This is a genomic window from Methylobacterium planeticum (assembly GCF_008806345.1).
In the GTDB taxonomy this organism is placed as follows: domain Bacteria; phylum Pseudomonadota; class Alphaproteobacteria; order Rhizobiales; family Beijerinckiaceae; genus Methylobacterium; species Methylobacterium planeticum.
This window is the reverse complement of sequence record NZ_VZZJ01000019.1, coordinates 88,409-100,632: the sequence shown is the minus strand read 5'-3', so window position 1 is coordinate 100,632 and position 12,224 is coordinate 88,409. Positions and strand designations below refer to the sequence as shown.

The window sequence follows — 12,224 nt, the reverse complement described above, 5'->3', positions numbered from 1 at the left end:
CGACTTTCACCTGCGGCCCTCGCCGCGTAGGCTCTTTCCCGGTGTCTCACAAACCGAAGGCGCTACACGGTCTGCCTCGCTCGGGGCAACTCTGCGGAAGCTGCGTTGGGCTTGGCCGAGGCAGCAGTGCTAAAGGGTGGCTGACCCCGATTCCCGTCTGCAATCCGAGGGAAAGAGCATGTCTTCGATCCAGGCCATCGCCGCCACGATCAGCAGCTTGGTGGCGCCTGGCAAGAAGCCCAAGGCCCTCATCGCGGCGGTGCGTGAACAGCATCCGGGCGCCTCGAAGAAGGACATCGTTCGAGCCGCGTTCTACGCGCTGATCGAACAAAAGAACGGCGCCACGGAGCAGGCAAAGCACCTACAGGAATCTGACCTCGGGGAACGCGCCATCGAGGATGAGGATGCCGTCGTGCTGAAGCGGTCCAGCAAGAACAAGAAGGGGAGGCGCAAAGCCCACAAGGACGCGCATCACACTGCGCATTGATGATTCTGGGGTGCCAGACCGTCGCTACTCGCTGCTCTGCTCATGGCGCGTTCTGACGGCCTGCACGCGCTCATCCAGATCCTGCGCCGCATCGCCATAGAGTTCGAACCGGCGTCGGTGCATCGCGCGCTTGCTCTCGCCCTTGGCGGTCTTGACCCGTTCGGCCGCGCGCTGTGACTTCTCCCGGAACTTGCCGGCAAGCTTCTCGTAGCTCCCGACGATCTTGGCGGTGACCTCGGCCGCGTCGCTCTTCAGCTTGGTTTGGTCGTCCATCTTCGCCATGACCTTCCTCCTGAATCCGATCAGGCCCAGGAGGAGGGATGTAACCTCAGCCGCTCGATCAAGCGAATTGGACGGCACGAGGAGACGAAGCCCGACCGCCCGGCCCTCCGTCACGGCTGCTCCTGGGAAGGGCCTGCTGCCGCAGCGAACTTCATCTAACATCCGGTGTGCCACGGAAGATGACATGGCGGGCCTGTACGGGCCCGGGCAAGCAGCACCCCTGACCATGGACAGTGGATCCGTCACTGCTCCTTCTTGAAAAGGTCCTGGAAGATCAGCTGGCCCCAAGTGCGGCCGCGTGCATGCACCAGCGCGCCACCTTCGTCGAGCTTCCCCAGCTTGACGGCTGCGAACCCGAGTTCTTTGGCCAAGCTCGCCACGGGAGCGGTCGCGTCCTCGTCGTCGCTCGACAGAAAGATGACCCGGTGGCCACCCTCGACGATCGGATCGGCAGCCAGGGTGGCCGCAATCAGGTGATTGAAACCCTTCACGAACTTGGCGCCGGTGAACGCCTTCGCGATGACGGCGGAGGACGGGAGACCGCCCAGCTCGTCAGGGAGAACTCCAAACGCGTTCGTGGCGTCGATGACCGTCTTGCCTTCCCAGCTCGGCAGGGCCTTCGCAACCTCGCGGTGCTCCCAGAACGGGATTGCCAAGATGATCGTGTCGGCCCCGACGGCATCCTGCAGCGCCTTGGCGATGACCCTGGGTCCGATCGCCCGAGCTTGTGGCGCCAACGCGTCGGCCGGCCGGCGGCTCGCGACGGTCACGTCGATGCCTTTACGGGCGAAGGCGCGGGCAAGGGCTTGGCCTACCGCACCGAATCCTACGATCGCATAGCTCATGATACTTCTCCGATTCGTGCTGATATTGATTTCCCGGCCTTCAACGGCGCTGGGTATTCGTTCCGCAACGTGGCGACCTTCGCGTCGATGTCCTGCCGTGAACGATTTCCGCGCGGCCGGACTGAGCGTTCAGCGCGGACGTCGTTTCACCCCGGACACGCGAGTTCCCGTCGATCGGCCACGTCCCGCGCTCCGGCGCGAATTCAGATGGCCGAGAAGCCGCCGTCGACGGACAACTCCACCCCATTCACGAAGCTCGAATCGTCCGAAGCCAGAAACAGCGCGACCGCGGCAATTTCCTCGGGACGACCCATCGTTCCCCGCGGGATCAGGGATTCGAACATCCGCTTCGCCTCCTCGGTGAGAACCTGGTCCTGCATCGGGGTGGCGATCGGTCCCGGGCTCAGCACGTTCACCCGGATATTCCTGCCCTTCAGTTCGTTGAGCCAAGTGCGTGCGAATGAGCGCAACGCCGCCTTGCTCGCCGAATACACGCCGTAACCAGGAAACCCTTTCACCGAAGCAACCGACCCGGTCATGAAGATCGATCCGCCATCGTTGAACAGCGGCAACGCCTTCTGGACCGTGAACAGCGTGCCGCGCGTATTCAGGCCGAAGGTCGCATCGAAATGCGGCTCGGTAATCTCGCCCAATGGGACGGCTTCGCCCGTGCCAGCGCTCGCGTACAGGATGTCGATCTTGCCCTTCACCCGCTTGACCGTATCGAACAGGCGGTCGAGGTCGTCGAGATTGGCCGCGTCGCCGCGCACGCCGGTCACGTCCCGGCCCATCAGCCTGACGGCCTCATCGAGCGCCTCCTGCCTCCGGCCCGTGATGAAAACGTAGGCGCCTTCTTCAACGAACCGCTTGGCGCTCGCCAGCGCCATGCCGCTCGATCCGCCCGTGATGACTGCAACCTTGCCCTCAAGCTTTCCCATGACGTCTTTCCGGCTCCGTTTTGGCTGTCCGGGGAGGCCCCCGAGAACCGCAACATGAGTCCGCCAATGGCCGGCGTTGAGTGCGGAAGCGCGCACATTGGTGGTGCGAAATCGATCCGGGTGGACGACTTGCCCCTGCCACGACGATCAGTGTCCGCTGTTCGAAGTTCGGCCACGCTCGTCGACGTAAGCTATGATGACCGCCCGTACCGCTGATCGATGTGTCGGATACGGGTTTTGGAAGCCGCACCGCGCGGTGCCGGATTGCACCATGATCGACTGGGATGACGTTCGCTACTTTCTGGCCGTCGCGCGCGGAGGCTCGGTGCGGGCTGCCGCCGAGCGCCTCGATGTAAACCACTCGACCGTGCTGCGACGCATCGCCCAGCTCGAGGGACGCCTCGGGGTGCACATGTTCGAAAAGCTGCCTTCGGGCTACCGCCTGACGGCTGCGGGCGAGGAGATCCTCGAATTCGCGGACCAGATGGAAGCATCATCGCACCAGCTGGAGACGCGCGTCTTCGGGCGCGACCAGAGCGTGCGCGGGCTCTTGCGGGTGACGCTGGCGCCGACCCTCGCGACACACCTGCTCATGCCGGACTTCGCCGATTTCGCGCGTCTGCATCCGGACATCGAGATGGAAATCCTGTCGTCCGGCGAACTGGCAAATCTGACTAACCGAGAGGCCGATGTCGCGATCCGCGTCGTCTATGACCGCAGGACCTTGCCGCTCAACCTTCACGGCCTGAAGGGACCGGAGCTCTCCGGCGGCGTCTACATGTCTCGCGAACGTCTGGCCGCGTGGCGTGCGGGTGCGTCGGATCCAATCCGGTGGATCGTCATCAGCATTCATGGAATGCCGGACTGGGCCCGCGAGGGTGAGGTTCGTACCACTGGGGTTCCGTTCAAGACCACGGACGGCGAGGCGCAGATCGTTGCGGTACGGCAAGGGCTCGGGATGACGACACTGCCGTGCTTCGTCGGAGATGCCGACCCCCTCCTGGCGAGGGTGCCGGGCACCGACCTGCACATGCATGGAACACTCTGGCTTCTCACGCAGGGGGAGACACGCAAGACGAAGCGCGTGCGGCTCTTCACTGAGTTCGTATCCCGCAGGCTCGCCGCGTACGCTCCCCTTCTCGCGGGACTGTGCGCGTCGCGCGCCTGATGCGCAGCCGGTCGCCGGTGACGCTCTCAGTGGACAAGTGGCCGCGAGCGGACATTCCCAGCGCACGACATGGATCGTGAGCGGGCAGGACGGAGACGTCCGCCTCGATGGCATTGCCACTCGGCCAGGAAAGGGGCATCGCAGATCGAGCAACGGTCGCAGGGCTACGTTCGATCGTTCGCAGCTGCTCGTCACTGCTCGCCGAGACTCAGCGCGAAGAATTTATGACAAATCGTCGAAGGATCGTGTTGCTCGGCGCACAGGTAAGATCCTTCTGATCGCTGTTGCTGCAGGGCAACTCAGGATATTAGCCGGGTAATCTTAAGATTGTGTCCTGCATGCAACGGGGCGCAAAGTCGTTGTTGAGTTTCTGTCGAGGTGCGCGAATCCGGCGTTGTATTCCGCATAACGCTCATGCATGAAGCGGCGGCGCTCAAGCTTCCGACGCGGTCAGCCTGCTCAAGCTATAAACTTGAGCTGGCTCAACAACAGAAGCAACCATGACGGATGATCGATCGTGACGCGGTCGTGACTCCGGAATGTCCGAACTGTACATCTCGATAAACTGGAGATTTCACAATGAAGCTCGTGAAGAGCCTGCTTCTGGGATCGGCGGCGGGGCTGACCGCCGTCGCGGGAGCGCAGGCCGCCGACCTTCCCGTCAAGAAGGCCATCCCGGTCGAGTATGTCCGCGTCTGCTCGGCCTACGGCGCCGGCTTCTTCTACATCCCGGGCACCGACACCTGCCTGCGCGTCTCCGGCCGCGCCCGCTTCGAGGCCGGCTACGTGCCGGGCTACAACCGGAATGCCAACACGGGCGACACCACGCAGTACCGGGGCCTCGCCCGCTTCAACCTCGACGCCCGGACGCAGACCGCCTACGGCACGCTGCGCGCCTTCACGCGTCTCGAGGTGGCGAGCCGCACCGGCCAGCACATGACCTCGGGCACCCAGCAGCGCTTCGCCAACGCCTTCCCGGCGCTCGGCCCCGACACGTTCGGCCGCGCCCAGCAATACGTGAACGTCGACAAGGCTTTCGTGCAGTTCGCCGGCCTCACCGCCGGTCGCGCCTCCTCGTTCTTCGATTTCTACGCCCACGACTTCGAGATGATCGCTCTCACGGGCGGATCGGACGTGCCTTCCACGAACTTGCTCGCCTACACGGCGAAGTTCGGCGACGGCTTCTCCGCCACGATCTCGATGGAAGACCCGACCTTCCGCTTCCAGCCGATCTATTCGAGCGCGTCGAACAGCGTCATCGGCAACACCTCGGGCTTCAACGTCTTCACGGCCTCGTCCTCCTTCGCGCCCGTCGCGATCTTCAACGCGGCCGGTCAGGTCACGGGCCTGCAATTCCTCGATGCCACGCAGAAGAACCGCACGCCCGACTTCGTCGGCGTCCTGCGCTACGACGCGGCCTGGGGCTCGGCGCAGCTCTCGGCGGCCGTCCACGAGATCAACATGGGCAGCGCCACGGGCAGCCCGCTTGCCTTCACCACCCTGCCGGGCGGCGCAGCGACGCCGGTGGCCGTCACCGGAACGGCCGTCGCCGTTCCCCGCGTCAGCAACGCCTACGGGTTCGGCGTCCAGGGCGGCGTCAAGCTGAACCTGCCCTTCATCGCCCCGGGCGACACCCTCTACCTGCAGGGCGCCTATGCTGACGGCGCCATGTCCTACTCGGGCTTCTTCCAGACGCAGGGCGGCGAGATCTCCTCCACCAGCATCATCCCGGGCGCGAGCGTCATCCCGTTCCTGAACGACGCGGTGGTCAACCCGCTGACGCGCCGCATCGAGACCTCGCAGAGCTGGACGGTCACGGCCTCCTACCTGCACTACTGGTCGCCCGAGTGGCGCTCGGCCTTCTTCGGCTCCTACGGCGAGGTCTACTTCCCGCAGGGCGCGCGCCGGGCGCTGGCCTCCGTCAATTTCGGCCTGCCCTACCTCGCCAACGGTATCGGCGCCTCGGCCGCGCAGGTCGCCGCCTTCAACTTCACCAACGTCCTGCGCGATGCCAACGTGTCCTACGCGGGCGCGAGCCTGATCTGGTCGCCGGTGAAGGACCTCGATATCGGCTTCGAGGGCGCCTATCTGCGCTACGGCCTCAACAGCGGGCGGCAGAGCGACACCAACCAGCCGGGTTTTCCGGCGACGGTCAACGGCGTTCCGACCCGCACCGTCAGTTCCACGGACGGCTTCTACGGCCGCTTCCGCGTCCAGCGCGACTTCTAGGTCGGGCTGACCATCGAGCTTTCGGTCCCGCCGCACCGGGACCGAAGGGCCGCCGCGGCAACGCCTGCTTCTTCGAAGCCCGAACCACTCTCCCAAGACGCTGCGACGCGTTTCGAAACCTCCAAGACTCTGATCCCGGCGGGAACGCCGGGATCTTTTTCGCTTGCGGCCGCGCTCAACCGATCGCCCGTGACGGAGCCCCGCCCGCTGCCTGCCCCGCGAGGACGTCCGCCCCGCCAGGATGGCGACGCGGATAGCTCTCGATTCGCGTGGTCCTGACGGGTTCACGATGCGGGCGAGACAGACGTGCCGCGTTCGGCGGCCTTCACCCGACACCGCACGGCCGCCGGTGTGATTCCATGCATCGATCGAGTGATCCCCGTGCAACCCTTCATCACGAGGCGGGAACCCTCATCCTACGGAGGGCGGCCGATCACCGCGGCTGCCCACATGTCGAGATTGAGATGCGCAAAATGTATTGATTATCGGCTAAAAATTCCGCCTATTACTTAGTCGTATAACATTAAATCTGTGTCATTAGTATCACATTTCCGGTGATCAAATAATATGAACGGATTATGACAATACATGAAACGTAGTTTTGGCTAGTGACTTGCCCGAACACCGCAGGGGAAGTCGACAATGCCGTTCAAGCACAGTGTCTCAATGGTAGCGCTCATTGCGACGGCCTGCGCGCCCGGCGCCGCCTGGGCGCAGGCCGCAAACACCACGCCGTCCGATGTCAACGTTCTGAACCTGCTGGCGCCGTACCTGAATCTCAACGCGACGGCGATCGGACAGGCAACGCTGCAGACCAACCTTCAGCAATCGATCGCGACCAACAACGGCGCGGGCCTGGCTCAGCAGCAACTCGCGATCAGCGACAAGAACCTGCTCGGGTCGGTGACCAACAACCTCTCCTCGGTCGGCCTCGGCACTTACGGCGCCGGCGCGAACCTCGCGGGCGGCCTGCCGGCGCAGACCTCCATCAACGGGATCGTGCCGCAGCAGCCGGTCGGCGGCCTCGGGCCCCTCCTCGGCCAGATCTACGTCGGCGGATCGGCAAGTGGCGCCGCCGGCCCCCTCGGCGCGACCCTGAACCTGCTCGCCAACGCCTACACCTTCACAGGCAACAACCTGGGCGTCGCGAAGAACTACTTTGCCAACGGTGCGGCCACGAATCCGAGCACCACGCCGGCCGGTTACGTCGCGGTCCCGGCGGTGGCGCCCGCGGGCTACACCCTGCCGCGCGCCAACGGCCTGCCGAACATTGCGGACAGCGTCTACGACCTCGCCTACGGCGTGCGGAACACGCAGCCTGGGCAGGACGTCTACGGCTCCTCGCGGCCCGTACAAGTCGTGCCAAACCGTATCAACCAGTTCGACCCGACCGCCCTGAACGGCCTCGCGACGAACCCGTCATTCCCAAGCGGCCACACCACCTACGCCTTCACCGACGGCATCCTGCTCGCCATGCTGGTGCCGAGCCAGTATCAGGGCATGCTGGCCCGCGCCGCGGAGTACGGTAACAGCCGCATCGTGCTCGGCGTCCACTATCCGCTCGACATCATCGGTGCCCGGGCGCTCGCGAGCTACGACCTCGCCCAGGCCTTCAGCAACCCGCTCTACATCAGCAATGCCGTCACCACAGGCACGGCGATCAACCTGCCGAACCAGTTCAACCAGGCCTCGGCCCAGCTGACGAGCTACCTCTCGGCCCAGTGCGGCAATACGGTCGCGGCCTGCGCGGCGAGCGCTGCCAACACCACCAACAACCCCTACCTGCCGTCGGCAGCGAACCAGGCCTTGTACCAGCAGCGGCTGACCTACGGACTGCCGACGCTGACCTTCGCCCAGGCCCCGCGCGAGGCGGCGCCCGCGAACGGCCCCGATGCTTCGATCCTGCTCGCACCGCTCTACGGCGGCAGCACCGACGCGGCCCGCGCCATCGCGCCGAGCGGAGGCCTCTACGGCGCCCTGCAGACCGACACCATCAACCAGATCATCGTGAACACCGAGACGAACGCGCTCGCGGCGTTCTACGGTTCGCCGCTCAGCTACTGGAGCCGCATCGACCTGTACTCGGCCGGGGGCTACTTCGGGAACGTGACCGGTACCCTGATCCTCGATCCGCGCGATCAGGTGACGACCAACGTGACGGTCGGCTCGGGCGGCACGCTCGGCGGCAGCGGGACGGTCGCGGGACTTGCGGTGAACAGCGGGGGCGCCGTGGCACCCGGCGCGCCGAATGGCGGGATCGGCACGCTGATGGTCGCGGGCAATCTCGCCTTCGCGCCGGGCGCGACCTACCAGGTTAACGCGAACGCGGCCGGTCAGGCCGACCGGATCGCGGCGGCCGGCAGCGCCACGCTCAGCGGCGGCACGGTTCAGGTAACGGCGGCGCAGGGCAGCTACGATCCGCGCACCCGCTACGCCATCCTGACGGCGGCCGGCGGCCTCACGGGTCAGTTCGCCGACGTCACCTCGAACCTCGCCTTCCTGTATCCGAGCCTCACCTACACGGGCACCGAGGTCGACCTGAACCTCACGCGCAACGACGTCGCCTTCTCGAGCGTGGCGCGCAACCGCAACCAGGCCTCGGTGGCGGACGCGATCCAGGCGGGCGGGGCGGGCACGGCCCCGTTCCAGCGCACCGTCGGGCTGACGGCATCCGAGGCGCAGGGTGCGTTCCAGGCGCTCTCGGGCGACGTGCACGCCAACACGGTCTCGACCGAGTACGCCACCGCCTTCTTCGTGCGCGAGGCCATCCTCGACCGTCTGCGTTGGGGTGTCACGCCGGGCGCGGCCGATGGCCTGAATTACGGCAATCTGCCGGCGGCCTACACGGCCGACCTGCCCGGCCGCGCTCCCCCGGTCGTCGCGGTGCCGGCCCGAATCCTCGATCCACGCGTCTTCGGGCTCTGGGGTCAGGGCTTCGGCAGCTTCGGCGAGGCGCGCGGCGACGGCAACGCCGCCGGCTTCAGCCGCCAGATCTCCGGCTTTGCCCTCGGCGCCGACGTCCGGCTCGAGAACGGGATCAAGCTCGGCGCGGTGGGCGGCTACACCTACGCCACCCTCGACACGACGGGCCGCCTGCAATCCGGCACGATCGAGAGCGGATACGGCGGTGTCTACGGCGGCTACGAGCTCGGTCCGGTCTCGCTGCGGCTCGGCGCGACCTACGCCGACAACAGCGGCCGCAGCCGCCGCTCGGTGCTGTTCGCCGGCTTCTCGGACACGGCGACCGCCCGCACCGGCGGCTCGACGATCCAGGGCTTCGGGGAGCTCGGCTACAAGATCTTCCTCGGCCAGAACAGTCCCGCGCCGCTCCTGTCGAAGGACGGGTCGCGCCCGAGCCAGGCGGCGCTCGGCTATATCGAGCCGTTCGTGGGCGGCTCCTACGTCTCGATCGGGCACGACCGCTTCACGGAGACCGGCGGGATCGCTGCGCTGACGAGCTTCACCCGGACCTACGACATGGGTGCGGTCACTGCCGGCCTGCGGGGCCAGACGGACCTCGCGCTCGGGCTCGGGGCGCCGGTCTCGGCCCACGGCCTCGTGGGCTACCGCCGCGCCTTCGGCGACGTGGTGCCGACGGCGCTGCTCGCCTTCGGCACCGGCCCGGCCTTCCTGACGGCCGGCGTCCCGATCGCCCGGGACGCCCTCGTGGCCGAGGCCGGGCTCGACCTTCGGGTCGCGCCGAACGCCACCCTCGGCGTGGCTTATACGGGCCAGGTCGGCGATCGGATCCAGGACCACGCCGTGAAGGGCAACTTCACCTACCGGTTCTGAACGCCGGGCGAGCGTTCCGCCGGGGCGGACGCATTGGCGCGCGCGCCGGCTGCCTGCCCGCTCTGGACCGTCCGATCGACGGGTCCGAACGGTCCCGGTGGGACGCAAGATCCCGTTCGGACGTGGTCGGAACGCGGCGGTCGAGGAGCCGTGAATCCTCTGACCGCGTCACGGCACGAGAAGCCGGGTCGAGGAGGCCCGGCTTCGCATCGAGGCTGATGGCGACATCTGGGACGTGGACCTGTTCGCCGGAGCCTTGAGCGGCCTCATCCTGGCTGAGGTCGAACTCGGCCGCGAGGACGAGACGGTCCCGCTGCCTGCCTGGATCGGTCAGGCGTCGATCGTCGACGAGCGCTACCGCAGCCCGCGCTTGGCAGCGCGGGCAGGCATGCCGCTGCAGATCGCAGCCCGATCACAGCTATGGCCGGGCCGTCGACCATGCCCTAACCTGCGGCTGCGGCCGGCCGATGCCGCTCGCGGACGCGCTGGCACATCAGCCGGTACTCGGTTGGGACGTCGCGCAGCGAGATCATGTTCGTCACCTGTCAGTCCTGCGTGACCGGCAGAGACCGAGGTGAGGTCAGCATCCGCCTGGTCTATGGCGTCCTGCAGCAGCGGGTGGTTGCGGAGGGTGTCCATGTCGGAAGGTTCACACCCCAACTTCAGCTCGATCTCGCGCGGCTCGCTCATCCACGCCTTCCCGGGTCATCGTGGCTGCAGCACACCGCTGCCGGCGCGCTGCGCGTTCAGACCGATCGAACGTGCAGGAAGTGCCCCGGACCGCGGCCGCAGAGCGTGCATCAAACCCCAGCGCTTTCGGCTGCCGTTTCGAGGCGTCCTGTGCTTCTCGGGCTTGTGATGGAAGCCTGTTGCTTTCCTTGCCTTCATCCGCGAGCCGGCTCCGGCCGGGGATGTATGGCTCGGCCCGTAGGAAGCGCGAGCGTGGAGAAGCGTGTGCGCCCTGAGAATTGCGGAAGGTCCCGACGCCTGGCGGTCATGGGGATCCTACTGCTCCACGCAGCTGCAGCCGTCGCGCAGCCGGCGTCCGACCTGCAGAGCGAGGCTCGACGGATCGCCGCCGAGGAGCCCGCGATCGGATCGGAGGCGGGTGCCGGCGGCGATCCTCAGACCTCCGTCGCCCAGCCGGTCTTCTCGGCGCGGCGCTCGGCGGAGGTGACCACCTCGATCCAGGATCTCCTCGGCCCGGCAGGGGATCCGGGCGGGTACCGCGCCTACCTGCGCACGCGGGGCATCGTCTACGACCTGATCTACTTCACCGAAGCCGTTCACACCGCGCGGGGCGGCATGCGGCGTGGCACCGCGACGCTCGGGCTGGTGGATATCGATGTCGACATCGATCTCGACGCCTTCGCGGGCTGGAAGGGTGGATCGCTCCACACGACCTTCTACCAGATCCACGGCACGGGCGCGTCGCGCTCCTTCGTTGGCAATCTCCTGACCGTCAGCGACATCGAGGCGCTGTCAGCCTCCCGCCTCAACGAGCTGTGGTTCGAGCAGAGCCTGTTCGAGGGCCGCGTTGCCGTGCGCATCGGGCAGCTCGCCACGGATACCGAGTACATGGTGAGCCAGACCGGCATCCTGTTTACCAACGGATCTTTCGGCTGGCCCGCGATCCTGGCGACCGACATCACGAGCGGCGGCCCGTCCTACCCGCTGGCGGCGCCCGGCGTGCGCGTGAAGGTCGTGCCGAACGCGAACCTCTCCTTCCAGGGCGGCCTCTACGACGGCGATCCGGGCGGACCCGATCGGTTCGGGCGCGAGCCCGATCCACAGCGGCGCAACCGCAGCGGCACCCGCTTCCCCCTCTCGGATCCGGCGCTCGCAATCGCGGAGGTGTCCTATGCCTACAACATCGAGCCGGGCGCCAAGGGCGAGCCCGGCACGGTGACGCTGGGCGGCTGGTACCGCTTCGGCCGCTTCAACGCGCTGGGCCAGGACGCGAACGGTCGCTCGCTGGCCGACCCGGCGAGTTCGGGGGTCGGTCGTCGGCTGCGTGGCGACAGCGGCGTCTACGGCCTCATCGATCAGACGATCTACCGCGAGCCGAACGATCCGAACGACGGCGCCAGCGTGTTCCTGCGCGCCTCGGGCTCACCTGGCGACCGGAACCTGATCGACTTCTACCTGGACGGCGGCATCGCCTACCGGGGCCTCCTCCCCGGGCGCTCGGACGACACGATGGGCTTGGCCGTCGGGTATGCGCACATCGCGCGGGGCGCGCATCGGCTCGACGTCGAGGCCGTCGTTCTCGGTGAGGGCCCGCGCCCACGGCGCAGCATGGAGGCGGTGGTGGAAGCCACCTACCAAGCCGTGCTCGGTCCGGGCGTCGCCCTGCAGCCGAGCGTGCAGTACGTCTTCAAGCCCGGCGGCGGCATCGGCAATCCGCGCGATCCGGACGGCGCCAGGATCCGCAACGCGACCATCCTCGGCCTGCGTGCCACCATCCGCTACTGAGGACCGCC

Annotated in this window: 8 protein-coding genes; 5 read left to right on the top strand and 3 right to left on the bottom strand. The window is 66.9% G+C overall.

Annotated features, from left to right (window positions below; genetic code table 11):
• The first annotated feature begins 178 nt into the window (after positions 1-178).
• Positions 179-487, top strand: a complete 309-nt coding sequence (locus F6X51_RS19720) for a hypothetical protein (RefSeq protein ID WP_150965377.1) — start codon at positions 179-181, stop codon at positions 485-487.
• Positions 488-511: 24 nt separating this feature from the next.
• Here the strand turns inward: F6X51_RS19720 and F6X51_RS19715 are convergent, their stop codons facing one another.
• The 3 genes from F6X51_RS19715 to F6X51_RS19705 all read right to left on the bottom strand — a co-directional run bounded on the left by F6X51_RS19715 (position 512) and on the right by F6X51_RS19705 (position 2,552).
• Positions 512-769 carry a hypothetical protein gene (locus F6X51_RS19715; protein WP_150965376.1) on the bottom strand — a complete coding sequence of 86 codons (258 nt, stop codon included), beginning with the start codon at positions 767-769 and terminating at the stop codon, positions 512-514.
• Between the two features lie 242 nt (positions 770-1,011).
• Complete coding sequence (locus F6X51_RS19710) at positions 1,012-1,614, bottom strand: NADPH-dependent F420 reductase (protein WP_150965375.1); 603 nt, start codon at positions 1,612-1,614, stop codon at positions 1,012-1,014.
• A gap of 203 nt (positions 1,615-1,817) precedes the next feature.
• Positions 1,818-2,552, bottom strand: coding sequence for an SDR family NAD(P)-dependent oxidoreductase (locus tag F6X51_RS19705; protein ID WP_150965374.1), 735 nt, complete (start codon positions 2,550-2,552; stop codon positions 1,818-1,820).
• Positions 2,553-2,823: 271 nt separating this feature from the next.
• Between F6X51_RS19705 and F6X51_RS19700 the strand changes: the two genes are divergently transcribed.
• The 4 genes from F6X51_RS19700 (at position 2,824) to F6X51_RS19685 (ending at position 12,216) form a co-directional block, all read left to right on the top strand.
• Positions 2,824-3,720 (top strand): LysR family transcriptional regulator, encoded by an 897-nt coding sequence (locus F6X51_RS19700; RefSeq protein WP_150965373.1) that lies wholly within the window; start codon positions 2,824-2,826, stop codon positions 3,718-3,720.
• Between the two features lie 579 nt (positions 3,721-4,299).
• Positions 4,300-5,949, top strand: a complete 1,650-nt coding sequence (locus F6X51_RS19695) for a porin (RefSeq protein WP_150965372.1) — start codon at positions 4,300-4,302, stop codon at positions 5,947-5,949.
• A gap of 666 nt (positions 5,950-6,615) precedes the next feature.
• A complete protein-coding gene (locus tag F6X51_RS19690; RefSeq protein ID WP_246696903.1) occupies positions 6,616-9,741 on the top strand; it encodes an autotransporter family protein in 3,126 nt (1,041 codons plus the stop codon).
• Positions 9,742-10,737: 996 nt separating this feature from the next.
• On the top strand, positions 10,738-12,216 hold the full coding sequence (locus F6X51_RS19685) for a carbohydrate porin (protein WP_246696902.1): 1,479 nt from the start codon (positions 10,738-10,740) through the stop codon (positions 12,214-12,216).
• Positions 12,217-12,224: the final 8 nt, after the last annotated feature.